Here is a 23689-nt window from a genome sequence, read left to right as displayed (position 1 = left end):
GTCGGATGCGGCTTCTGCCCTCGCGTTCGTGCGGGCGATGCGATAAACTTGAGCTACATCGACTCAAGTTTGAGTCGCACAGATTTCAGGAGAACAGATGAACGCCACGCCACAGCCCGGGCAGGAGGAAGCGAAGAGCCCCCTCGAACAGTTCGGGATCAACCTCACCGAGCGCGCCCGCATGGGCAAGCTCGACCCCGTCATCGGACGCGACAGCGAGATCCGTCGCGTCAGCCAGGTGCTCACCCGACGTACGAAGAACAACCCCGTCCTGATCGGTGAGCCCGGCGTCGGAAAGACCGCCGTCGTCGAAGGACTCGCCCAGCGCATCGTCGCGGGCGACGTCGCGGAGTCGCTGAAGAACAAAGAACTGATCTCGCTCGACATCTCCGCGCTCGTCGCAGGCGCGATGTACCGCGGCCAGTTCGAGGAGCGCCTGAAGAGCGTCCTCAAGGAGATCACCGAATCCGAAGGTCGCGTCATCACCTTCATCGACGAACTGCACGTGCTCATGGGTGCGGGCGGCGGCGAGGGTTCGGTGGCCGCATCCAACATGCTGAAGCCGATGCTCGCGCGCGGCGAACTGCGCCTCATCGGGGCGACCACGCTCGACGAGTACCGCGAGTTCATCGAGAAGGATGCGGCGCTCGAACGCCGCTTCCAGCAGGTGTACGTCGGCGAGCCGTCGGTCGAAGACACGATCGCGATCCTCCGCGGCCTGAAGGAGCGCTACGAGGCGCATCACAAGGTCGCCATCGCCGACGGCGCCCTGGTGGCGGCCGCATCCCTGTCGAACCGCTACATTCCGTCGCGGCAGCTGCCCGACAAGGCGATCGACCTGATCGACGAGGCGGCGTCTCGGCTGCGCATGGAGATCGACTCGGCCCCGCTCGAGATCGACGAACTGCGCCGCCACGTCGACCGGCTGAAGCTCGAAGAGCTGGCGCTGAAGAAGGAGAAGGACGACGCGTCGAAGGAGCGTCTCGCGAAGCTGCGCGAAGACCTCGTCTCCGAGCAGGCGCGCCTCGGCGAGCTCCAGGAGCGCTGGGAACGCGAGCGTGCCTCGCTGAACCGTGTCGGTGACCTGAAGACCCGTCTGGATGCGGCCCGCGTCGAGGCCGAACGCGCACAGCGCGAGGGCAACCTCGAGAAGGCGTCGCGGCTGCTGTACGCCGAGATCCCCGCGCTCGAACGCGAGGTCGTCGCCGCCGAGCAGGCCGAGTCCTCGGGCGAGCGGATGGTGAACGACCAGGTGACGGACGAAGACATCGCCTCTGTCATCGCCGCGTGGACGGGCATCCCGGTCGGCCGGCTGCTGCAGGGTGAGACCGAGAAGCTCGTGCACCTCGAGTCCGAGCTGGGCAAGCGGCTCATCGGCCAGAAGCAGGCCGTGAAAGCGGTCGCCGACGCCGTGCGCCGCTCCCGCGCCGGCATCAGCGACCCGAATCGTCCGACGGGTTCGTTCCTGTTCCTCGGTCCAACCGGCGTCGGAAAGACCGAGCTCGCGAAGGCGCTCGCCGAGTTCCTCTTCGACGACGAGCACGCGCTCGTGCGCATAGACATGTCCGAGTACGGCGAGAAGCACTCCGTCGCACGTCTCGTCGGTGCCCCTCCGGGGTACGTCGGCTACGAACAGGGCGGTCAGCTCACCGAGGCCGTCCGCCGTCGTCCGTACTCCGTGGTGCTCATGGACGAGGTCGAGAAGGCGCATCCGGAAGTATTCGACGTGCTGCTGCAGGTCATGGACGACGGTCGCCTGACCGACGGCCAGGGTCGGACGGTCGACTTCACCAACGTCATCCTGATCCTGACGTCGAACCTCGGCTCCCCGATCCTCATCGACCCGACCCTCTCGGCCCTGCAGAAGCGGGATCAGGTGCAGGCGCTCGTGCGGCAGGCGTTCCGGCCCGAGTTCGTGAACCGGCTCGATGACACCGTGATCTTCCAGGCGCTGACCGAAGACGACCTCGCGCAGATCGTCGAGCTGTCGGTCTACGCGCTCCAGCGTCGGCTCAAGGATCGCCGACTCACCCTGGCGGTCACCCCCGATGCGCGGGCCTGGCTCGCCGAGCGCGGGTACGACCCGGTGTACGGAGCGCGGCCGCTGCGGCGCCTCATCCAGTCCGAAATCCAGGACCGCCTCGCGATGGCGATCCTGTCGGGCGGGGCTCACGACGGCGACACCGTGCGCGTCGACGTCGCGGCCGACGGCTCGCAGCTCGTGCTGACGAGCGCCGGGCGGCCCGACGACGAGGACGACGAGGTCGTCGTAGCCGAACTGCTCGACGACTAGCGGAGCGGCGGGCGGTTGCGTTCGCCGGGTGTGAGCGTGCGTCGCGGGGTGCCGGGTGCGAGCGGTGCCCCGTGGGCGCGCAAGGGGCGCCGGCGGGTCCGCGCACCCCGTAACGTCGGAGCATGTCCTCGCCCGCCGTCGTCATCCGCGGACTGTGGCAGTCCTCGCATCCCGGCCCGACGTGCGTCGTCACGGCGCTGGCGCTCGCACTCGGGGTGGCCGCCGGTCTCGAGCTGTGGCGGATGCTGCTGCTCGCGGCCGCGGTCTTCGCCGGCCAGCTCTCGATCGGCATCTCGAACGACGCGATCGACGCCGCCCGCGACCGCGCCGTGGGGCGCACCGACAAGCCTCTCGCGCGCGGGGACGTCCGCATCCGCACCGCCTGGATCGCGGCGGTCGGCTGCGCGATCGTCGCTCTCGTGCTGTCGGCGCCGCTCGGGGTCGGGATGCTGGTGGCACACGCCGTCGCCGTGATCTCCGGGTGGGCGTACAACGCACCGCTGAAGGCCACGGCGTTCTCGGTCGTGCCGTTCCTCGTGACCTTCGGCCTGTTCCCGTCGCTCGCGACCCTGTCGGCCGCCGAACCCCGCTTCGCCGCGCCGTGGGCGTTCGTCGCCGGCGCCGCGCTCGGGGCGGCCGTGCATCTGTCGAACGTGCTGCCGGATCTCGACGATGACCGGGCTACCGGCATCCGCGGTCTGCCGCATCGCATCGGCGGCCCGGCGTCTGCGGTGGCCGCGGCCGCGGGCGTCATCGCCGGGGCGCTCGCCGTGCTGCTCGGCCCGGTGGGCGGGCGCGTCGGCGACGTGTCCGGGCTCTCGTGGGTGTTCTTCGTGGCGGTGTCGGTCGTCGCGGTGCTGTCCGCGGTCGTTGCGCTCCGCGGAGCGCCCGGCCGGATCGTCTTCCGCCTGGTGATGCTGGCCGCGCTGCTGCTCGCCGCACAACTCGTCGCGACCGGTGGCGCCCTCGCCGCCTGACCCCGCCCGCCGTCCCTCGGGGCGCGCTGATCGCGAAACTGCAGTTGCGCGGCGAGACGTTGGTCGCGGACCGACGTCTCGTGCCGAAACGGCAGTCTCGCGGGAAGAGCGGCGGCGCGAGGCTCGCGCGGGGGAGCGAGGGCGCGGACTACGCGTCGCGGTCGAGGCCCATCGCGTAGGCGTGGGCGAAGAGCATTCCGGACGGGCCGGAGAGCACAGCGCGCAGCGCGCGGCGACGGAGGGCATCGCCACGGGGGCCGAGGGGGCGCCCGAGCGCGGTGTTGGCCGACGCGAGCGCTGCCGCCGTGCGGGCGGACGTCAGCCGGCGGCGCTCCCAGCGCGCAAGAGCGGCGGCGGGTTCTTCACCGCGCCGCACCCACTCCGCCAGCAGAGGCGCAAGACCGGCGGCATCGAGCAGGCCGAGGTTCATGCCCTGACCCCCGATCGGGCTCACCTCGTGCGCTCCGTCGCCGATGACGAACAGGGTGCCGCGCCGCATCCGGGGCACGACGACACGACGCACGCGGAATCCGGATGCGGCCGCCACCCGCTCCGCCGCCGCGCCCTCCCCGTGCGCCGCGAGCGCCCTGCGGAACCGCTCCAGCCGCGCGTCTGGCCGGTCGTCGTCCGGGTCGTCGTCCCACGCGACGTAGCGGCGACGCTCACCGGGGAGCGGAAACGACTCGAGCACTCCGCGGCGCCCGAGCCGCACGATCGCGGTCGGGTCGTCGTAGCCCACATCTGTGTCGCTCATCAGATAGCGGTCGGCGTAGGAGTGCACGCGCACGGCGCCCGGCCGGTACGCGACCGCCCGCCCGCCCGCACCGGTCGCCACCACGACGATGCCGGCGTCGAGATCGTCGCCGCCTCGGAGGCTGATCCGCATCCGGTCACCGACGCGGCGGATGCGGGTGACCTCGGCGCCGCGCTGAACCGGCGGTCCGCCGTGTGCGAGGGCTGCTTCGGTCGCCGACTGCGGCAGCGTGGCGACGAACGGGAACCGTGCGCGGAGCCGGTCGAAGTGCACGGTTCCCAGAAGCTGCGCGCCCGACCGCGCCTCGCCGCGGTGGACCCGGAGCGCCGACGCGAGGAGTCGCTCGGTGACGCCGGACGGTTCGAGCGCGGCCAGCACGGGGGAGTGCACGCCGATCGCGCGGGATCCGCCGCCCGCCGACGGGCGCCGTTCGAGCAGCCGCGTACCGATGCCCCGGCGGTGCAGTTCGCTCGCGAGCAGCAACCCCACGGGGCCGGCTCCCACGACGACGACGTCAGCCACGACCGCGCCCCACGGCCACGAGCCGGAACGGCACAGGACGCCGGATGACCCAGCCCTCGGACGGCGGCAGCGCGGCCGCCAACTCCGCTTCGCGGTAGCTGCGACGGATGGAACGCAGCCCATCGGTGAGAAGGAACGTGCCGGGCGCGAGGGGCGTGATCCCGGCCGCGTACAACGCGTACGCCGTGCGGCTGCGTTCGATGTCGGCGTGCACCACGATCTGACGCGAGAGGGCGAGGGAGTCGTCGGCGAAAGCGTGCAGTTCCGCATCCGTCAGATGGTGCAGCACGTGGTTGGAGAGCACGAGGTCGAACCGTTCGCCTTCCGCGCGAAGGGTCGCGGAGTCGGTGGTGCGGAACGTCACCCCCGGCGCCTCGCGCCGCCGGGCGATCGGGAGGGCGCGCGCATCCGGGTCGACACCGAGCCACTCCGCCGTGAGCCCGTCGGCGCGCGCGAGCCGCGCGAGCCGAGCGAGAACATCGCCGCCGCCGCATCCGAGGTCGAGCACCCGCGCCGAGCCGCCCGTGCGCGCGAGGACCGGGCGGACAGCGCGGCGATAGATCGTGTCCCAGCCCGAGATGAGCCGGTTGACCGCGTCGAAGCGCTGCCAGGTCGCGGCGAGGCGGTGCGGGTCGCAGTCCGGGTCGTCCATGAGCTCCTGCAGCGCGCGATCCCGCTCGCGGAGCGACACGTGGTGCGGGCCGCGCCTGGCGCTCACGCTGCGTTTGCCCGGCTCGCGTCCGCCGTGGCTCTCGCGCGGGTTGCCGCTCTCGCGCTTGCGCTCGCCGTCGCTGTCGCGTCTGCCGTCGGTCGCGCGCACGCGCGCGCACTCGCGCCTGTCGTCGGTCGCGCGCACGCGCTCGCTACTCACGCGCCCGCGGCCGTGCGCCGGTGCAGGCGGGCCGACTCGACCGTGAGGCCCGGGCCGAAGGCGAGCGCGCCGATATCGGCGTCTCCGAGGGAATCGTCGTGCAGCAGGCGGCGCAGGATGAAGAGGATCGTCGCGCTCGACATGTTGCCGTAGTCGCGCAGCACCTCACGCGACGGCGCCATCTGCGCGTCGGTCAGCTCGAGGCCCGCGGCCACGCGATCGAGCACGCTGCGCCCACCCGGGTGCACCGCCCACGCGTCGACATCGAGCAGATCGGATGCGGCGGCCCGCACCTCGCGGCCCACGATGCGCGGCACCTCCGCCGACAGGCGCATCTCGAAGCCCTCGTCACCGATCGTCCAGGTCATGTCGTCCTCTCCGTCGCTCGTGAGGGCGGTGGCGAAGGTGTCGAGCTCGAGGCGCACCCCGGTTGAGGGTGCGGACGTGACGATCGCGGCCGCGGCGCCGTCGGCGAACAGCGACGCGGCGACGATCTGCTCGGGGTCGGACGATGCCCGCAGGTGCAGCGAGCACAGTTCGGCGGACGCGACGAGCACGACCGACCCGGGTTGGGCGACCGCGATCCGGTGCGCGGCGCGAAGAGCGGGCACCGCCGCCGCGCACCCGACGAACCCGTGGTGGTAGCGCTCGACGTTCGGGCTCAGCCCGAGATCGCGGACGAGCCGCATGTCGGGCCCGGGGGCGAACAGGCCCGTGCACGAGACCGTGATGACGTGGGTGACGGCGGCCGCATCCAGTCCCGCATCCGACAACGCCTGCCGCGATGCCTCGGCGAAAAGGGCCGGAACGAGGCGGCGGTACTCGGCGTTGCGCGCGGACGTGGGAGGCGAGAGCAGCACGTCGCCGTGGCGGACGGAAAGCCCGTCTCCCGGGTCGCCGAGCAGCCCCGACAGCACGGTGTGGCGGTACTCGATCGCCGACGCGTCGAACGCGGCGTGGACGAGACGCTGCGTGAGGCGGCCGATTCCGGGTTGCGTCGCGAACACCTCGCGCACGTCGTGCTGGGCGAGGCGGGTCGGCGGCACGGCCGTGCCGATCGCCACGATGCTCGGGTTCATGGTTCACCATAAACACGCATCGCGGGTGTGCGGGTCGCACTGGTGCACCCGCTGCGGTCGATCTAGAGTGTCGCCGCTCCGGGTCGCGGGATTCGCGCCTCGCTCCGGTGCCGCAGCGGCCGAAGCGAGGAGATCTGCTCGAGCGAGGAGCGAAGCATCCGCATCCGTCCTCGCTTCGGCACATCTCCTCGCTTCGGGCCAGGTCGGGCGTGGGCCGGGCGGGGCTTGGGTGGCGCAGGGGCGGAGCCGGGCCATCACCTCGCGGGCCGGGCGGATGCTGCGCGCCGGGGCGGCAGCATCCGGAACCCGGATCAGGCGTTGACGATGAGCGTCTCGGCGATCGGGCGGCGGGTGCGCGGGGCACCCTCTCGCTCGACGATTCCCGCGTCGGCGGTCGCCGGGTCGCCGAGCGTGCCGACGGCCATGATCGAGACGGCTTCGAAGCGGGATTCCAGGCCGAAGGTCGAGGCGATCACGTCGCGGTGGAATCCGCCCATCTGGTGGGTCGCGAGACCGCCCGCGTGCGCCTGGATCGTGAAGAATGCGGCGGCCTGGCCGGTGTCGTAGACCGCCCAGGGCAGCGGCTCGTTGTCTTCGCGCGCCAGCTCGGTGACGAAGACGACGAGGACGGATGCGTCGCCCGCCCAGGCCTGGTTGAAGCCCATCAGGGCATCGAGCACCTGCTGGTGCTCGGGCGTGCCGCGACGCGCGACGATGGCGCGCCAGGGCTGCGTGTTGCTCGCCGAGGGCGCCCAGCGCGCGGCTTCGAGGGCGCTCTGGAAGGCGTCTTCGTCGAGCGGGGCGGCGGCATCGAAGATGCGGGTGCTCCAGCGCTCGGCGAAAACGTCGAGGACGGGACGGTCGGTGACGGCCGTGCGGGACGAAATCGTGCTCATGATGTCTCCGGGTGTCTCTGAAGTTGATCTATGGGGACGCCGTCGGCCCGATCCATGCAACCGTATGCGACCCGCGGATGTTCCCGCCGCGATTCCCCGCAGGCTCATAGGTCCCGGCCACCCGCCACCCGGCACCCGGCCACCCGGCGCCCGGCACCCGGCTTGCACCCGCTCCGCCTGTCTGCTCGCGCGCCAGCCGCCCCCCGAAGCCCCGAGCGCGCGCTAACTCCTCCAGAAACGTGCGTCAGCCGGTCTGGGTGCCCCGGACGCCGCGGTTTGGAGGAGTTGGAGCGCGCTCGGAGGTCGCGGGAGCGCGCTCGGAGGTCGCGCCGCCCGCCCGGGTCAGTGCAGCGCGGCCTCGGTGCGGACGCCCATCGCGCGCCAACTCCTCCAGAATCGTGCGTCGGCAGGCCGGGGCACCCCGGAGGCCGCGTTTTGGAGGAGTTGGAGCGCGCTCGGAGGTCGCGGGAGCGCGCGCGGAGGTGGCACCGCCCGGTCCGGGTCAGTGCGGCGCGGCCTCGGTGCACGCCCCGAGCGCGTGCTAACTCCTCCAAAATCCTGCGTAGCCCGGCCGGGGCGTCCCGAAACCCGCGTTTTGGAGGAGTTGGAGCGCGCTCGGAGGTCGCGGGAGCGCGCGTCGGAGGTCGCGGGAGCGCGTGCGGAGGTGGCACCGCCCGGCCCGGGTCAGTGCGGCGCGGCCTCGGTGCACGCCCCGCGCGCTAACCCCTCCAAATTCGTGCCCCCCCGCAAACGCGAAGCGGCGTCCGACGCCGCGCGGGCATCGGACGCCGGTTCGGCGTGGGATCGGTTAGCCTTTCAGCCCGGTCTGGGCGAGGCCTTCCACGAACTGCTTCTGCGCGAACACGAAGACGATCAGCACGGGCAGTGCGGTCATCGTGGAGGCCGCCATCTGCACGTTCCACATCTCGCCGCCGTATGCATCCGCGTATCGCGTGAGCGCCTGCGGGAGCGTGAACAGTTCGGGGGAGAGCAGGTAGACGGTCGGCTCCAGGTAGAGGTTCCACACGTGCAGGAACGTGAAGATCGCAACGGCGGCCAGCGCGGTCCGCGACAGGGGCAGCGCGATCCGCCACCAGATCGCCCAGCGTCCGAGTCCGTCGAGCCGGGCGGCCTCTTCGAGCTCCACCGGCAGCGTGAGGAAGAACTGCCGCATGATGAACGTCGCCAGCACGCTCGGCGCCCCGAAGGTCGTCACGAGCAGGATCGGCCAGTGCGTGTTGACGAGTCCGAGCGTGTTGAACATCTGGAACAGCGGAACGATCGTCACCTCGCTCGGAATGAGCAGTCCCGTCAGCACCACGAGGAACAGCACGTTCTGCCCGGGGAAGCGGATGCGGGCGAACGCGTAGCCGGCCATCGCCGAGATCAGCATCGTGCCCACCGTGACGAACACGGCGATGTACAGGCTGTTGAAATACTGCTGGGCGAACGGCTGCATCGTGAACGCGTCGACGTAGGCGTCGAGCGTCGGGTCGGTCGGCCACAGCGACGGCGGGAACGCGAAGATCTCCGAGACCGGCTTCAGCGACGACGTGATCATCCACCACGTCGGGAAGACGAACGGGATGGCGAGGATGCTGAGTGCTCCGTAGAAGAACACCTTGCGCCACGGGGATCCGGGGGCGGGCCGGCGCGGGCGGCCGGCCGGCACGACGGGCGGTGCCGGTGCGGCGGCGGGTGCCGGGGCGGGCGGGGCGTCAGTTCTCATAGAAGACCCATCTCTTGCGCAACTGCCACTGCGCGACCGTGAGGACGAGGACGATCAGGAACAGCAGGATGGCGAGCGTCGACCCGTATCCGAACTGGTGGAACTCGAACGCCTGCTGCACGAGGTAATAGACGAGCACCGTGGTGGAGATGCCCGGGCCGCCCTGCGTGAGCACGGCGATCTGCGCGTACACCTGCAGCGAACCGACGATCGTGATCACGAGGGTCAGGAGGATGGTCGGGGAGATGAGCGGGAGGACGATGCGGGTGAAGACGGTGCGGTCGCTCGCGCCATCGACCCGGGCGGCTTCCTGCAGCTCGCGGGGAACCCCCTGCAACGCGGCCAGGAAGAGCACCATGTTCAACCCGACATTCTTGAAGACCTGCACCACGATGACGCTCGCCATCGCCGTTCCGCCCTCGCGAAGCCAGTTCGGACCGTCGATCCCGACGACCGCCAGGAGCCCGTTGATGCCGCCGTTGTCTTGCAGGAGGAAGCCCCAGACGATCGTCCAGGCGACGAGGGAGACGACGACGGGGGAGAAGAAGATCGTGCGGAAGGCGGTGACTCCGCGCCAGCGGCGGTTCAGGAGCACCGCGAGCAGAAGCGCCAGCGACAGGTTGAAGATCACGAGACCGATGGAGAAGACACCCGTCGCGGTGAGGACCGGCGCGAGTTGGGGATCGGAGAACAGCCGATCCACGTTCTCGAGGCCGACGAACGTGAAGGTGCCCGCCAGCACGTTCCACTCGTGGAACGCGTAGTAGAAGATCAGCCCGAGGGGGACCAGGACGAACAGCACGATGCCGATCAGCTGCGGGGCGATGAACACGTACCCCGCGAGGGCGTCGCGGCGGGCGTACGTCAGCCACGGCTTCCGGGGTGCCCCCTCGGGCCGCGCGGAGGCGCGACCCGAGGAGACGGAGGAGGGGAGAGCCATCATCAGCCTTCGAGGAGGGGGGAGATGTTTCCGCAGGTGGTCTCGAGAACCGCGGGGATGTCGGCATCCGCCACCCAGAGGGCGTCGAGTCCGGCACGCACCTGCTGCGCGATCTGCGCGGAGTCGGTGTGACTCGGTCGCACCTCACCGTTCTCGATGCCGGGGATGACGACGTCCTCGATCTGCTCGGGGGTGAGCAGCGGGTTCGCTCCGGCGAGCGTGTCGACCGTCAGGAGGGATGTGCGGGGCGGCGGGAAGTACTCCGCGAGCTGCGCGGCATTCTCCGGGTTGGTGAAGAACGCCAGGAACTCCGTCGCGGCGGCGGTGTTCGCGCCGTTCGCGAGGGCGCCGATACCGGCCTGGCCGGTCACCGAGTATTCACCGACCGGTCCCTCCGGAAGCGGCAGCAGGTTCCACGTGAAACCTCCGTCGGCGAGCAGGTTCGCCCGGGAGATCTGGGTGACCGTGAATGCGGCCTCGCCGGCGAAGAAGTCGGCCGTCGTTCCCGGTCCGGGCATCGACTGCGATGTGAACGCCGCGTCGTGCAGGAACGTGAAGGCGTCGACCATCTCGTCGCTGGCGAACGTGCACTCGGTGCCGTCGGCGTTCCAGGGCGCGGCGCCCCATCCGTTCCACACGGTGCTGAGGTAGTCCCAGTTCAGGTAGTCGAAGTCGCGCACCACGAAGCCGGCCTTGCCGGTGCTGGAGTGAACGGCGGAACCGATCTCGTCGATCTTCTCCCAGTTCCAATCGCCGGATGCCTGCAGCTCGGCCGACGTCGGCTGCCCCGCCTGCGCGAGCAGATCGTCGTTCGCGAAGACCACGAACGGCGAGGTACTGAACGGGTACGCGACGAGCTGGTCGTCGGCGGTCCAGAGTTCCGTGGCGCTCGGGGCGAGGTCGTCGTACTCGTACCCGTCGGTCGCCTCGAAGACGTCGGTGAGGGGCACGAGTGCGCCGCTCGAGACGAAGTCGGGCGCCGCGTTCTCGAGGATCCACGCCAGGTCGGGGGCGTTCCCGCCGGCGATCTGCGTGGTCACGGTGCTCGTGTAGTCATCGAACGGGAGCGGATCGAAGGTGATGGAGGCGATCTCCGGGTGGTCGGCCATGTAGGCGTCGGCGATCGAGTCGAAGAGGGCCAGGTGGTCCTCGTTCGATGACCACACCGTCATCCGCAGATCGATGTTCTCGGTCGGCTCGGAGGTGTTGCCCGACCCTCCCGCGCAGGCGGTGACGGCGAGGGCGGTCGCTGCGGTGATCGCCGCGACGGCCAGCGTCTTTGCTGATCTCATAGGTGTCTCTCCTGATAGCCCTAGTAGCCTCGGACGTCTGGCCAGTGCAGCTCGACGCCGTCTCGGGTGAGTGAGGTCTGGAATTCCCGCAGGAGCGCGGGAGTGCTGTGGACGGCGCCGGGCAGCGCCGCACGGTCGATGCAGAACGCGGCGAGTGCCCCCGCCGCTTCGCCGATGTTCCACTCGACGGGGTGCAGTCGGAACGCCCCGTTCGTGATGTGGGTCGTGCCGACGTTCTTGCTTCCGGCGAGCAGATTCTCGATGCGACGCGGCACCAGGATCCCGAGGGGGATCTCGAAGGGGGCGCTCGCGATGTCGAGGTAGTTGTCGCCGCCGGACGACGGATGCAGATCGATCCGGTACATCCCGATGCCGACGCTGTCGGGCGTCGTGAACGGATCGCCGTGGCCGCGGAGCGCGATCGACAGGTCGTTCTCGGTCACGGTCGTGCGCGCCTTGATCCGGCGCGACTCGCGGATGTAGGGGGCCATCGCGAGTCCGTCCGGGCCCTGGGTCACATCGCCCCGCAGTCGCAGTCCGGGGAAGCCGGTTCCGCCGTCGGGGCGAGGTGCCTCGGTCTGCAGCCAGTAGAGCATCGACAGCGACTGCTGGCGTGCCGCGGCTTCGTGGCGGGCGACCTCGTCTGCGGGAACGTCGACGATCGTGCCGCCGAGGTAGTCGATCATCGGCCAGTTGACGAGCACGAGGTCGCTCGGGATCGCCCCGGGCAGGAGGTTGTCGCGGGAGAGGATCCGGCGGAAGGTCCAGAGTTCCCGGTCGCCGGGGTCTTTGCCTTGATCCGCGACGGCATCGGCGCGGGAGGCTCCGGGCGTGAAGGTGCGGGTGAGGGTTTCGAGGGTGCGCGGGTCGGGGCCGGTGAGCGAGATCATCGGCGCTCCCCAGAAGTCCGGCTGCACGGCGCGCCAGGTGTCGTAGTCGACGGGCCGGTCGATCGTGTGGTCGCCCTCGACGTGGTCGACGACGAAGCACCAGCTGAACGCCTGCTGGTTGTGCGGCTGCGCCTCCTCGGGTGCGCTGGGTTCGCCCGTGTCGGCGCGGGCCTCGAACCCGGTCACGTACTCGGCGCCGGTGAGCGGGAGCAGATCGCCGAGCTCGGTCGCATCGACCACGAACCGCGCGACGATCTCGGTCTCGCGATCGTCGTCGAGACCGCGGACGGTCACCGCGCGGATCCGATCGTGGTGGACGTCGGCGGACACGGCGACGGCGGGCTGGATGAGGGTGAGCCGGCGGGCCGAACGGTGGGGCGCCAGCATCGCGTCGATGACTGCGACGCCCGCGCGCGGCTCCGCGCACATCCGGCTCACGAGGCCGTTGCCCGGGTTGAGTGTGGCGTCCGCGCGCGCTGCGGCCGTGAGTGGATACCAGTCGCGGTAGTAGTCGCGGATGCCGTCGCGCAGGCGCCGGTAGCGCGAGGTCGCACCGAACTGCTCGATCCAGCTGTGCTCGTCGAGCGGCACGGCCTGGCTCGTCAGCTGCCCACCGAGCCAGGCGTACTGCTCGACGAGCACGACCCGTTGCCCGGCCTCGAGCGCGGCGAGCGTCGCGGCGACACCGCCGAGCCCCCCGCCGACGACGAGGACGTCGGTCTCGAGCGCGCTCATCGGGTGGCCCGTGCCGCGGCGAGGGTGACGCCGTCGGCGATCGGGCACTCCATGAGCGTGCGGCGGTCGGCGGCCGGAACCTCGGCGCCTTCGCTCAGGATGCGGGCCAGCAGCGCCACGGCGCGCTCGCCGAGCTCTTCGCGGGGCGGCACGAGCCGGGTGATTTCGACGGCGGCGGCGCCGGGGCGGGCGACCGAACCGAGCGCGACGACGCTCAGGTCGTGGGGCACGGATACGCCGTCGCGCTCCGCCAGGTCGAGGATGGCGGCGGCGAGGGCGGGCTCTTCGGCGATGAGGAGAGTGGCTCCGGAGGCACGCACCGCGGCCCAGTCCGCCTTCGGGTCGACGCCGTCCGTCGTGCGGTTCTCGAGGGCGATGCCCGCGGTGGCCGCCCCCTCGACGACACCGCGACGGCGATCGAGCACGGACTCTCCGAGGCTGGAGCGGTGCAGGAAGCTGGCGCGCTCGTGCCCGAGGGCGGCGGCGCGGTGCACGAGGGCGGTCGCGGCGGCCGCGTAGTCGATTCCCACGTAGGGGATGCCGGGGGTGTCACGGCGACCGACGGCGACGACCCGGAAGTCGTCTTCGGTGAGGCGGCGCAGCTCCACCGGATCCATCTCGACGCCGAGCAGGAGCACACCATCCGCCAGCCGCAGCCGGTTGCGCTCGTGGAAGAGCTGACGACGGCCGTCGACGACGGGGGCGCTCGTGAAGAGCAGCAGGTCGGATCCGACGATCTCGGCGCCGGCCTCGATGCCCGCGAGCAGTGGAGTGTAGAAGTCGATGCTCTCGGTGGGGAAGGCGGGCTCGTAGGTGAAGACGCCCAGGATGTGGTTGTCGCCACCCGCGAGTCGGCGTGCTGACGGATCGGCGACGTAGCCGGTCTCCTCGATGACCTTGAGGATGCGCTCGCGGGTCTCTTGCGGGATGCGGACGCTACCGTCGCTGCGGCCGTTCAGGACCAGGGAGACCGTGGACTGGCTGACCCCCGCGAGCTGCGCGATGCGCTGCTGGGTGATCCGTCCGGTTTCGCTGCGGCTCATGTGCTCTCCGTCGAGTGGTGAAGCTGATAATGCGCATCATCACGATGCTCGCCTCATGCTAATGCGCATTATCTGATTTCGCAACACATTTTTCTGCGGCCCTGCGTTCTGGCGCGCACGAGGGGCGGCGCGCGCGGAGGGCGCGAGAGATCAGCGCGCGCGAGCGCGGGCGCGCGTACCCGAGGCGCGCGGGGGAAGCCTCGGGTCAGGGGAGTGCGGGCGCACATCCGAGGCGCGCGCACCCGAGGCGCGCGGGCGAACCCCCGGGGCGCACGGGCGAACCCCGGGTCAGGGGAGTGCGGGCCAGGACTCCGGGCCGCTCGAGCCGGCGGGATACTCGTCGAGGGGCACGTCGCCGCGGTGCCAGGCGTCGAGGATCGGCTGCACGATGCGCCAGCACTGCTCGGCGGCGTCGCCGCGGACCGCCAGCGCGGCATCGCCGTCGAGGATGCTGGAGAGCACCTCGGCGTACGCGCGCAGCGCGCCCTCACCGAGCGATGCCTCCATGGTCTGGCGGGTCAAGGTGAAGGGGTCCTCGCCGCCGTTGACGTTGAGGGCGAGCGCCATCGCGTCGGGCCCGAGCGAGAAACGCAGCACCGAACCGGGCGCGGCGCCGGTGAACCCCGCAGGCAGGTGCCGCACCGGCCGGAACGTCAGTGTGATGTCGGCCTGCGGGCGCCCGATCGCCTTCCCCGAGCGCAGTGTGAACGGCACGCCCGCCCATCGGCTGGTCCGCACCTCGAACGTCGCCTCCGCGAGCGTCTCGGTCTCGCGCGCGGGATCGACGCCGGGCTCGTCGGCGTAGGACGGCAGATCCTCGCCACCGACCTCACCCGCGGTGTACCGCGCGCGACGCGAGGACCGCACGGCGTTGTCGTCCCACACGACCGTCGCCCGCAGCGCCGCGGTGATCGCGTCGCGGAGGTCGGCTTCGTGCAGGGTCGCCGGCGGCTGCATCGCCACAACGGCCATGACCTGCAACAGGTGGCTCTGGATCATGTCGACGAGGGCCCCGGCCTCGTCGTAGTACCCGGCCCGATCCTCGAGACCGAGCGATTCATCGAACCGGATGACGACCGATTCGACGTGTTCGGCCGACCACACCGGTTCGAAGATCCGGTTCGCGAACCGGATGCCGAGCACATTCAACGTCGTCGAGCGGCCCAGGAAATGATCGACCCGGAAGATCTGGTTCTCCGGAACGAGACGGCGAAGCGCCTCGTTCAAGGTGTGCGCGCTGGCCTGGTCGGAACCGAACGGCTTCTCCAGCGCCAGCACCGTGCCCTCGGGTAGGTCGCCGGGCTCGAGCTGTTCGCACGCCTGCTGCGCGACCTGCGGCGGCAGCGCGAAGTACAGCACGGCCCGCCCCTCCACCTCGCCGAGCAGCGTCTTCAGCGCGGCCGCGTCGGTCGGATCGACCTGACGGAACACGGTCGCCTTCGCGACGGCGGCCGCCGCATCCGACCGCTCCTCACCGAACGCCTTCCGCACGAGCGCACGCCAGGCCGTGTCGGTGAGCGAACGGCGACCGCAGCCGATCAGCCGCACGTTGCGCTGCGGCTCGCGTTCGAGCAGCTGGGCGAGGGCGGGCAGAACGAGGCGCGACGTCAGGTCGCCCGTCGCCCCGAAGATCACGAGCGTGGTGTCATCGGTCACGACAGCCACGTTAGTGTTCGCTGCGACTCGTCGAGCAGGTGAACACCGGGCTTGACGAACGGGCATGATCAGGGGGTGAGTGCCCCGATCGAGGACTACGCCCTCCTCAGCAACTGCCGCACGGCCGCCCTCGTCTCGCGCGAGGGGAGCGTCGACTGGTTCTGTGCGCCGCGGTTCGATTCCGCGTCCGTCTTCGGTGCGCTCCTCGGGGAGGCGGAGCAGGGATGCTGGCGCCTCCGCCCGCACGACGAGGCGGCGCGCGCCACCCGTCGGTACGACGGCGACACCTTCGTGCTCATCACGCGCTGGGAGACTCCGTCCGGGGTCGCCGAGGTGCACGACCTGCTCCCGGTCGACGGCGGACGCGTGGATCTCGTGCGCCGGGTGGTCGGGGTGTCGGGCGAGGTCGAGTTCACGACGCACCTCCGCATCCGTTTCGATTACGCCCGCGCCCTTCCGTGGGTGCGGCAGATGGGCGACCTGACGGCTCCGGCGCTGCACGCGACCGCGGGCCCGGACGCCCTCGTCGTGCGCGGCGTGGCGCTCGCCCCGCACGGACACGCGCACCGGGGCCGACTGACCGTCGCGGCCGGCGAGACCCGCGACCTGACCGCCACCTGGTTTCCGTCGTACGCGCCGACGCCCGAGCCGCTCGATGTCGACGCCGCGCTCGCGGAGACGCGCGACTGGTGGACGCAGTGGGCCGCGTCGATCGCGCACGACGGACCCCACCGCGACGAGGTCGTGCGTTCGCTGCTCGTGCTGCGCGCCCTCTCGCACCAGGACACCGGCGGAATCGTCGCGGCCGTGACGACGTCGCTGCCGGAGCAGTTCGGCGGCGCACGCAACTGGGACTACCGCTACGTCTGGCTCCGGGATGCGGCGCTGACCCTCGAGGCGCTGGTGAATCACGGGTTCCTCGACGTCGCGGAGTCGTGGCGGCTGTGGCTGCTGCGCGCGGTCGCGGGGGATCCGGCCGAGATGCAGATCATGTACGGCATCGCCGGGGAACGCGACCTCGCCGAACGCGAGCTCACCAGCCTGCCCGGATATCAGGGGGCGGCGCCCGTGCGGGTCGGCAACGGCGCGGTCGACCAGTATCAGGCGGACGTCGTCGGCGAGGTGATGGTCGCGCTCGAAGCCGCCCGCGTCGCGGGCCTGCCGGATGAGCCGTTCTCCTGGGCGCTGCAGCGCGCCCTGCTCGACGGCGTGGCCGCCAACCTCGACCGGCCCGACAACGGCATCTGGGAGATCCGCGGCGAACCGCGCCTGTTCACGCAGTCCCGCGTGATGATGTGGGCCGCGTTCGACCGGGGGGTGCGCGCCGTCGAGGAGCACGGGCTCGACGGCCCGGTCGATCGGTGGCGGATGCTGCGCGACCACCTCCGCGACGAGATCCTCGCGCGGGGCGTCGATGCGACGGGCGGCTACTTCATCCAGCACTACGACTCCCACGAGGTCGACGCGTCCTTGCTGGTGCTGCCGCAGGTCGGGTTCTGCGCGCCCGATGACCCGCGGATGCTCGCGACCGTGGCCGAGATCGAGCGGCAGCTCATGGGCACCGGACTCGTGGACCGGTACCGCACCGCGTCGGGCGTCGACGGACTGGCCGGGACGGAGCATCCGTTCCTCGCCTGCTCGTTCTGGCTCGTCGAGCAGTACGCGTCTTCGGGTCGGGTGGCGGATGCGGAGAAGCTGATGGACCTCGCCTGCCTCGCGCACAACGACGTCGGGTTGCTGTCGGAGGAGTTCGATCCGGTCGCCGGTCGCCAGGTGGGCAACACGCCGCAGGCGTTCTCGCACCTCGCGCTCGTCCGCGCGGCCGACGCCCTGCACGGCCACAGTGGCCGCGCCGCCCACCGCCGCTGAGCGCCGCACAAGCCCGCGAGACGGGATCTTCGCGCCGAGACCTGGGGGGTTACCCCTCGGTTTCGGCGCCCAGATCCCGTCTCGCGGGCTGTGGGTGGGGTGGGGGTCAGCGGCGCGAGAGGGCCTCGGACAGCTTCACCCGCGCACCCATCCGGAGCAGCGAACCCGAGTAGATCCGCGCGCCGAGGACGATCGCCGCGATGCAGGTCGCGATCAGGATCACGAGCGCCACCAGCGGCTCCCACCACATCGCCTCACCGAGGTAGAGCCGAAGCGGCATTCCGACCGGAGCCGAGAACGGCACGTACGACATGATCGTCAGCACGAGCGAGTTGTCGTTGAAGAAGATCACGAGGAAATACGGCAGCATCACGAGCGTCGTGATCGGCGCGGTGGTCGACCCGATGTCCTCCTGACGAGACACCATCGCCCCTGCCGCCGCGAACAGCGACGCCAGCAGGATGAAGCCGAAGAGGAAGAACACCGCGAACCACACGACCGGCCCGCCGAGCCCGGTGAGCACGAGATCCTGCCCGGTGACCGAGAGCCCGATCACCGCGATCGCCGCGAGCACCACGATCTGGGCCATCGCGAGGATCGTATTGCCGAGCACCTTTCCGGCCAGCAGCGACCGCACCGGGATCGCCGAGATCAGCAGCTCCACGACACGCGTCTGCTTCTCCTCCACGACCGACTGCGCAATGGTTCCGCCGAACGTCGACGCGGCCAGCAAGAAGACGATCCCGAACCCGAGCGCCACGAAGTAACGCAGCAGGAAGTCCGTGCTCGACGGGTCGAGCAGGTGCACGGCGGGCGACTGGCTGAGCAGCGGCATGAGGCCCGACGGCACCTCGTCGTTCGCGACGATCGTGTAATCGAATGGACCGGATGCGGGCGCCGCCGCATCCGGAACCTGATCGCTCGGGATCAGCGCCGCGCTGACCGTGCCGTCCTCGACGAGGGCGAGGGCAGCGTCGGTGGAGTCCGCATCCGTCACCTCGAGGCCGTCGACGCCGGTGACCGCGGATGACGTGTCGGAGGTGACCGCGACCGTGATGGCATTCGACTGGCTCGCCGAGAACCCGCCCCAGACGACCGCCGCCAGCGCGATGAGGAAGAGGATCACCGTCGAGACGATGAACGTCTTGCTGCGCAGTCGCGAGCCGATTTCGCGCTCGGCGACCAGCCAGACGCTCTGCGCCGCCGACGGGGCGGTGGGGGTGTGAGCGTTCATCGGATGACCTCCCGGAAGATCTGAGCGAGCGACGGATGCTGCGGAGCGAACGAGTCGACGTCTCCGCCGGCGACGGCGCGCGTCAACACGCGCCGGGCGACGTCGGGCTCGGCCGCATCGAACACGGCCTGGCCGCCGGCGAACTCGACGACCTCCACGCCCGGCTCGTCGCGCAGCCATCCGAGGTCGCCGGAGGTGACGATCTCGTAGCGCGGCGACGCGTACTGATCGCGGAGCGACTGGCGGGTGCCCGCCGCGCGGATCGTGCCGGCCGCGATGATCACGAGGTCATCGCACAGCCGTTCGACGACATCGAGCTGATGCGAGGAGAACAGCACCGCGACGCCGGCCGCGGCCCGCTCCTGCAGCACTCCGGCAACGACCTCGACCGCCAGCGGGTCGAGGCCCGAGAACGGCTCGTCGAGGATCAGGATCTCCGGCTCGTGCACGAGCGCTGCGGCGATCTGCGCGCGCTGCTGGTTGCCGAGCGAGAGCGTCTCGACCGTGTCGCCGAGCCGCTCACCCAAGCCGAGCCGGTCGAGGAGCGTCTCGGCTTTCGCCGTCGCATCCGCCTTGCTGTACCCGTGCAGCCGAGCGAGGTAGGCGATGTGCTCGCCGACCTTCATCTTCGGGTACAGGCCGCGTTCCTCGGGCATGTAGCCGAACCGGCGCCGGTCCTCGGGCGTCACGGGCGTGCCGTCGAGCGTGACGGTCCCCGCATCCGCGGCCAGCACGCCGAGCGCGATGCGCATCGTCGTGGTCTTGCCGGCGCCGTTACCGCCGACGAAACCGGTGAGCCGGCCGTCTCCGACCGTGAACCCGACATCGTCGAGCACGCGGCGGTCGCCGTAGCTCTTGGTCACCCCGCTGAGGTGCAGCATGGATCCTCCTTCGTCCGTGCTTCGACGCTACGGATCGGGGCTCGCCCGCACCTCCCCCCGCCGGGGGAGGTGCGGCCGCTCCTCCTGACGGGGGAGAGCCGCGTGCCGCAGGTGGTGGGGTGGCGCGGCGCGGGTCAGGTGGTGCGGGTGGGGTGGTGCGGGTGGGCCGGAGATCGGCCGTTTCGGCCCGGAACTCCGCAGTTGTGCCCGCCGCGGGGCGGGCGTGGGCCCCGTTCGGGTCGGTCGGGGGTGGATAACTCCTCCAAAACCGGCTCCCGGAGCGATCCAGCGGGGGTTCCGAGCTGATCTGGAGGAGTTGGCGCCGGTGTGCCGGGGTTCGCCGCAGCCGGCGCGGTGCGCCCGGGGCGAGGCCGCTGCGGTGCCCTCGGGCTGAGTCAGACCATCGTCAGCGGGGCGCGGGCCCTGTTCGGCTCGGTCGGGCGTCGATAACTCCTCCAAAACCGACGCCCGGAGCGATCCAGCGCGGGTTCCGAGCCGATCTGGAGGAGTTGGCGGCGGTGTGCCGGGTTTCGCCGCGGCCGCCGCGGTGTGCCCGGGGCGAGGGCGACGCGGTGCGCTTGGGCTGAGTCAGGCCGCCGCCAGCGGGGCGCGGGCCCTGTTCGGCTCGGTCGGGCGTCGATAACTCCTCCAAAACCGGCGCCCGGAGCATCTAACGGGGGTTCCGAGCCGATCTGGAGGAGTTGGCGGCGGTGGCACCGGGGTTCGGCGCGGCTGCCCCGGTGCGCCCGGGCTACGCGAGGCCGCTGCGGTGCGCCAGGACGACGGCCTGCACCCGGTCGCGGGCGCCCAGCTTCTGCAGCACGTTCGACACGTGCGTCTTGACGGTGGCCTCGCCGATGAAGAGGCGGTGGGCGATCTCGCCGTTCGACAGTGCTTCCGCCATCAGGCGGAGCACCTCGGTCTCGCGCTCCGTGAGCCCCGCGCGCTCGCCGATCGCATCGCCGGGAACCCCCACGTGCGACGCGCCGGTCCCTCCGGCAGCGGACGACCCCGGCGCCCCCGCACCGGCCGCGAAGCGGGCGATCACGCGCCGCGTCACCTCCGGGGCGAGCAGCGCGTCACCGGCCGCGACGACCCGCACAGCGGCCACGAGCTCCTCGGGGCCGGCGTTCTTCAGCAGGAACCCACTCGCCCCCGCCTCGAGCGCCGCGAACAGGTAGTCGTCGCGGTCGAAGGTTGTGACGACCAGGACGGCGGCCGAGGTGTCAGCATCCGCCACGATGCGCCGGGTGGCCTCGAGGCCGTCCATGTCGGGCATCTGCACGTCCATGCAGACGACATCCGGATGCAGCGCCCGCACCTGCGCGACCGCCTCGATGCCGGTCGCGGCTTCGCCGACGACCGCGATGTTCCCGGTCGCTTCGAGGATCATCCGGAATCCGGCGCGCATCATCGCGTGGTCATCGACGAGCAGCACGCGGATCGGCGTCGCCACGAGGCCGTTCACGCTCCAGCCTCGACGCGGTCGCCGGCCGCCGGGGCGGCCTGGCGCGGCACGCGCACCCGGACGAGGAACCCGCCGCTCGAACGCGGCAGCAGTTCGACCGAGCCCCCGGATGCAGCGGCCCGCTCCCGCATCCCGATGTGCCCCATGCCGGGCTTCGGGTCGCGTACGGCGCGGCCCGTGTTGGCGATCTCGAGTTCGACCGAGTCGTCCGTGTAGCGCAGCCGCACGTCGGCGCGGGCGTTCGTGCCGCCGTGGCGGCGGGCGTTGGTCAGCGCCTCCTGCGCGATCCGGTACAGGTTGACCTGCACCGTCTCGGGCACGACCCCGGGTTCGCCGACGATGCGGAACTCCGTCGGAAGCCCGGCACCCTCCGCCTCCGCCACGAGGCCGGGGAGCGCCTCGAGGCCAAGCGTGGTCGGGGCCGTGTCGGGCGCCTCGGGCGACGTTCGGAGCGCTTCCAGCAGGTGCCGCAGCTCCGCGAGTGCCGAGCGCGCCGATCCCTCGATCGCCGCGAGCGTGGCGCTCGCCGCATCCGGATCCTGGGCCATGATCGTGCGCGCGGCGCCCGCCTGCACCCCCATCAGCGACACGTGATGCGCGACGACGTCGTGCAGTTCGCGCGCGATCCGTACCCGTTCGAGCGCGACCGCCTGCGCCGCGGTCAGCTCGCGCTCCCGCTCGAGTTCGGCCGTCCGCTCTTCGAGTACTCGACGCTGCTGCATCGCCGCGTACGTGCGCTCGCCGAAGTAGTACGCCCCGCCGAAGAAGAGTCCGTTGATCAGCAGTGTCAGGAATGTGTAGGCGACGTACGGCGAGAATGCCCCCGCGCGCGAGAATCCTTCATCCGTCGGCTGGGTCGCGTCGATGAACATCACGGTGAGCAGCCACACGAACATCCCGGTGATGATGCCGATCCGCACCCAGTGCGCCCGGCGCCGATCGGTCGACCACGCCCCGACGGTGTAGATCGTGATGAACATCGCGATGCTGCCGGCGTAGACCTCGGGGATCCGGATGGTGACCGCCACGAAGTAGGCCGTCGCGACGACGATCGCGACGATCCCGGGAAAGCGGCGCCGGAACGCGAGCGGCACGGCGAGCACGAAGGAGTACACGACCGCGGACAGCATCCCGGCGTCCTCCCCGACCCCGTAGATGCCCGAGACCGACGAGAGGGTCGCGCTGATGAGCGCGCCCACGAACAGCACCGCCGCGAGTGCGACGTCGCGGCGCTGTTGAGAGGCGGTGAGCGGCAGCATCCTTCCACGTTACGGACGAGCGGATGCGGTGGCATCCCCCGCGCGGGGGAGTATGCGCCGCGGGTATCCGCGAGGTTCGGTGCTGCGCGGGGTGACCGGATGCGGACGCATGCCCCCGGCGGCCTTCGGCCGCCTCCCGCCAGTCCCGATGCCAGCGCCCGCATCCGGTCCCCCCGCTCCGGTCGGCCCGGGCGGGGCGCTGCGGGCGCTGCCCGCGGGTGGCCGCGAGACTGCAGTTTGGCGGCGAGACGTCGGTCGCGGACAGCTGTCTCGCGGCGCGAGTGCAGTCTCGCGGTGGCGGTGGCGGTGGCGGGGCGGGAGCGGCGGCGCGGGCCGGGGGTCAGCCGAAGATCATCGGGCGGTCGTCGTCGTCCTCGGGGGAGGTGAGGTCGAGGTCGACCACCACGGGCACATGGTCGCTCGGGATCTCGCCCTTGCGCTCGTCGCGGTGGATCGCGGCGCCCGAGACCGCCTGCGCGAACGCGTGCGAACCCAGGATGAAGTCGATGCGCAGCCCCTGGTTGCGCGGGAAGCGCAGCTGTTTGTAATCCCAGTACGTGTAACCGGTGGGCACGAGCGGTCGGACCACGTCCTGCAGCCCGGCGGCCTCCAGCGCGCGGAACGCCTCACGCTCCGGCGGAGAGATGTGGGTCGAGACACCCGGAACGAGCGTCGGGTCGCCGTTGTCGTCATCGAGTGGGGCGATGTTGAAGTCCCCGACGAGCGCGAGCGCCAGATCGGGCTGCGCGGCGAGGGTCGCGCGGGTGTATTCGGTGAGCGCCGACAGCCAGTCCAGTTTGTAGACGTAGTGAGGGTCGTCGAGCCCGCGCCCGTTCGGCACGTACAGGCTCCACACCTTCACGCCGTCGATGGTCGCGCCGATCGCGCGCGCCTCCTGTGGCACATCCGGACCCTCGGCACCCTTGAGGAACCCGGGCATCTGCGGAAAGGCGAACTCGACGTCTTCGATCGGCGCGCGGCTCGCGATGGCGACACCGTTCCACTGGTTGAGCCCGTGCGCCACGACGTGGTACCCGGCCTCTTCGAACGCCGCGTACGGAAACTGCTCGGGCTTGCACTTGATCTCCTGCATCGCGAGCACGTCGATGTTCTCGCGCACCGCGAACTCGACAGTGCGCACGACGCGCGCGCGGATGGAGTTGACGTTCCAGGTGGCCAGGCGCATGGGCACCAGCCTAAGACGAGGGTGCGACGTGCATCGCGCAACCGGATGCTGCCGCCTCCGCCCGCGACCGTGACCGACGCCCGCGTCCCGCCCCCGACCGTGCCGCGACCCGACG

18 protein-coding genes are annotated in these 23689 nt (G+C 71.1%); 3 read left to right on the top strand and 15 right to left on the bottom strand.

The annotated features are described in order from the left end of the window. Positions 1 to 97: 97 nt before the first annotated feature. Together LQ938_RS14595 and LQ938_RS14590 are read left to right on the top strand one after the other, a co-directional pair. Complete coding sequence (locus LQ938_RS14595) at positions 98 to 2293, top strand: ATP-dependent Clp protease ATP-binding subunit (RefSeq protein WP_223723244.1); 2196 nt, start codon at positions 98 to 100, stop codon at positions 2291 to 2293. Between the two features lie 122 nt (positions 2294 to 2415). Further along, on the top strand, positions 2416 to 3270 hold the full coding sequence (locus tag LQ938_RS14590; protein WP_223723243.1) for a UbiA family prenyltransferase: 855 nt from the start codon (positions 2416 to 2418) through the stop codon (positions 3268 to 3270). Between the two features lie 148 nt (positions 3271 to 3418). Here LQ938_RS14590 and LQ938_RS14585 read toward each other — a convergent pair whose 3' ends face one another. From LQ938_RS14585 to LQ938_RS14540, 10 genes are all read right to left on the bottom strand, one after another. Next, entirely contained in the window at positions 3419 to 4546 is a 1128-nt protein-coding gene (locus LQ938_RS14585; RefSeq protein WP_223723242.1) for an FAD-dependent oxidoreductase, read from the bottom strand. Beyond that, complete coding sequence (locus LQ938_RS14580; RefSeq protein ID WP_374197489.1) at positions 4539 to 5402, bottom strand: methyltransferase domain-containing protein; 864 nt, start codon at positions 5400 to 5402, stop codon at positions 4539 to 4541. Before LQ938_RS14580 ends, LQ938_RS14585 begins: the two co-directional genes overlap by 8 nt. Before the next feature lie 11 nt (positions 5403 to 5413). After that, positions 5414 to 6496, bottom strand: a complete 1083-nt coding sequence (locus LQ938_RS14575; RefSeq protein WP_223723241.1) for a type III polyketide synthase — start codon at positions 6494 to 6496, stop codon at positions 5414 to 5416. Positions 6497 to 6807: 311 nt separating this feature from the next. After that, positions 6808 to 7392, bottom strand: coding sequence for a nitroreductase family protein (locus LQ938_RS14570; protein ID WP_223723240.1), 585 nt, complete (start codon positions 7390 to 7392; stop codon positions 6808 to 6810). A gap of 808 nt (positions 7393 to 8200) precedes the next feature. After that, entirely contained in the window at positions 8201 to 9121 is a 921-nt protein-coding gene (locus tag LQ938_RS14565) for a carbohydrate ABC transporter permease (RefSeq protein ID WP_223723239.1), read from the bottom strand. Then, positions 9111 to 10061 carry a carbohydrate ABC transporter permease gene (locus tag LQ938_RS14560; protein WP_223723238.1) on the bottom strand — a complete coding sequence of 317 codons (951 nt, stop codon included), beginning with the start codon at positions 10059 to 10061 and terminating at the stop codon, positions 9111 to 9113. The genes LQ938_RS14565 and LQ938_RS14560 overlap by 11 nt, the downstream gene beginning before the upstream one ends. A 2-nt stretch (positions 10062 to 10063) precedes the next feature. Beyond that, positions 10064 to 11353, bottom strand: a complete 1290-nt coding sequence (locus LQ938_RS14555) for an ABC transporter substrate-binding protein (RefSeq protein ID WP_223723237.1) — start codon at positions 11351 to 11353, stop codon at positions 10064 to 10066. A gap of 20 nt (positions 11354 to 11373) precedes the next feature. Continuing rightward, a complete protein-coding gene (locus LQ938_RS14550; protein WP_223723236.1) occupies positions 11374 to 12978 on the bottom strand; it encodes an FAD-dependent oxidoreductase in 1605 nt (534 codons plus the stop codon). Next, positions 12975 to 14021 (bottom strand): LacI family DNA-binding transcriptional regulator, encoded by a 1047-nt coding sequence (locus tag LQ938_RS14545; protein ID WP_223723235.1) that lies wholly within the window; start codon positions 14019 to 14021, stop codon positions 12975 to 12977. The genes LQ938_RS14550 and LQ938_RS14545 overlap by 4 nt, the downstream gene beginning before the upstream one ends. A 288-nt stretch (positions 14022 to 14309) precedes the next feature. Further along, positions 14310 to 15677, bottom strand: coding sequence for a glucose-6-phosphate dehydrogenase (locus LQ938_RS14540; protein WP_223723234.1), 1368 nt, complete (start codon positions 15675 to 15677; stop codon positions 14310 to 14312). Between the two features lie 75 nt (positions 15678 to 15752). Between LQ938_RS14540 and LQ938_RS14535 the strand changes: the two genes are divergently transcribed. After that, positions 15753 to 17546, top strand: a complete 1794-nt coding sequence (locus tag LQ938_RS14535; protein WP_223723233.1) for a glycoside hydrolase family 15 protein — start codon at positions 15753 to 15755, stop codon at positions 17544 to 17546. Positions 17547 to 17652: 106 nt separating this feature from the next. On the opposite strand, the gene LQ938_RS14530 is transcribed toward LQ938_RS14535, so the two are convergent. From LQ938_RS14530 to LQ938_RS14510, 5 genes are all read right to left on the bottom strand, one after another. Then, entirely contained in the window at positions 17653 to 18780 is a 1128-nt protein-coding gene (locus LQ938_RS14530) for an ABC transporter permease (RefSeq protein WP_223723232.1), read from the bottom strand. After that, the gene (locus LQ938_RS14525) at positions 18777 to 19661 is read right to left on the bottom strand and encodes an ABC transporter ATP-binding protein (protein WP_223723231.1); all 885 of its coding nucleotides are present in this window, start codon (positions 19659 to 19661) and stop codon (positions 18777 to 18779) included. The genes LQ938_RS14530 and LQ938_RS14525 overlap by 4 nt, the downstream gene beginning before the upstream one ends. A 751-nt stretch (positions 19662 to 20412) precedes the next feature. Then, on the bottom strand, positions 20413 to 21075 hold the full coding sequence (locus LQ938_RS14520) for a response regulator (protein WP_231341385.1): 663 nt from the start codon (positions 21073 to 21075) through the stop codon (positions 20413 to 20415). Positions 21076 to 21125: 50 nt separating this feature from the next. Then, positions 21126 to 22388 (bottom strand): sensor histidine kinase, encoded by a 1263-nt coding sequence (locus tag LQ938_RS14515; RefSeq protein WP_223723230.1) that lies wholly within the window; start codon positions 22386 to 22388, stop codon positions 21126 to 21128. Between the two features lie 340 nt (positions 22389 to 22728). After that, on the bottom strand, positions 22729 to 23574 hold the full coding sequence (locus LQ938_RS14510) for an exodeoxyribonuclease III (RefSeq protein WP_223723229.1): 846 nt from the start codon (positions 23572 to 23574) through the stop codon (positions 22729 to 22731). Between the last annotated feature and the right edge of the window lie 115 nt (positions 23575 to 23689).

It is taken from the genome of Microbacterium sp. cx-55 (assembly GCF_021117345.1).
In the GTDB taxonomy this organism is placed as follows: domain Bacteria; phylum Actinomycetota; class Actinomycetes; order Actinomycetales; family Microbacteriaceae; genus Microbacterium.
Note: the sequence above shows the minus strand (reverse complement) of the source record. Positions and strands in the feature narration are given on the sequence as shown.

Coding starts and splice junctions, on each gene's coding strand:
- LQ938_RS14595 (WP_223723244.1), top strand. CDS start 98: ATGAACGCCACGCCACAGCCCGGGCAGGAGGAAGCGAAGAGCCCCCTC.
- LQ938_RS14590 (WP_223723243.1), top strand. CDS start 2,416: ATGTCCTCGCCCGCCGTCGTCATCCGCGGACTGTGGCAGTCCTCGCAT.
- LQ938_RS14575 (WP_223723241.1), bottom strand. CDS start 6,496: ATGAACCCGAGCATCGTGGCGATCGGCACGGCCGTGCCGCCGACCCGC.
- LQ938_RS14570 (WP_223723240.1), bottom strand. CDS start 7,392: ATGAGCACGATTTCGTCCCGCACGGCCGTCACCGACCGTCCCGTCCTC.
- LQ938_RS14565 (WP_223723239.1), bottom strand. CDS start 9,121: ATGAGAACTGACGCCCCGCCCGCCCCGGCACCCGCCGCCGCACCGGCA.
- LQ938_RS14560 (WP_223723238.1), bottom strand. CDS start 10,061: ATGGCTCTCCCCTCCTCCGTCTCCTCGGGTCGCGCCTCCGCGCGGCCC.
- LQ938_RS14555 (WP_223723237.1), bottom strand. CDS start 11,353: ATGAGATCAGCAAAGACGCTGGCCGTCGCGGCGATCACCGCAGCGACC.
- LQ938_RS14550 (WP_223723236.1), bottom strand. CDS start 12,978: ATGAGCGCGCTCGAGACCGACGTCCTCGTCGTCGGCGGGGGGCTCGGC.
- LQ938_RS14545 (WP_223723235.1), bottom strand. CDS start 14,021: ATGAGCCGCAGCGAAACCGGACGGATCACCCAGCAGCGCATCGCGCAG.
- LQ938_RS14530 (WP_223723232.1), bottom strand. CDS start 18,780: ATGAACGCTCACACCCCCACCGCCCCGTCGGCGGCGCAGAGCGTCTGG.
- LQ938_RS14525 (WP_223723231.1), bottom strand. CDS start 19,661: ATGCTGCACCTCAGCGGGGTGACCAAGAGCTACGGCGACCGCCGCGTG.
- LQ938_RS14520 (WP_231341385.1), bottom strand. CDS start 21,075: ATGATGCGCGCCGGATTCCGGATGATCCTCGAAGCGACCGGGAACATC.
- LQ938_RS14515 (WP_223723230.1), bottom strand. CDS start 22,388: ATGCTGCCGCTCACCGCCTCTCAACAGCGCCGCGACGTCGCACTCGCG.
- LQ938_RS14510 (WP_223723229.1), bottom strand. CDS start 23,574: ATGCGCCTGGCCACCTGGAACGTCAACTCCATCCGCGCGCGCGTCGTG.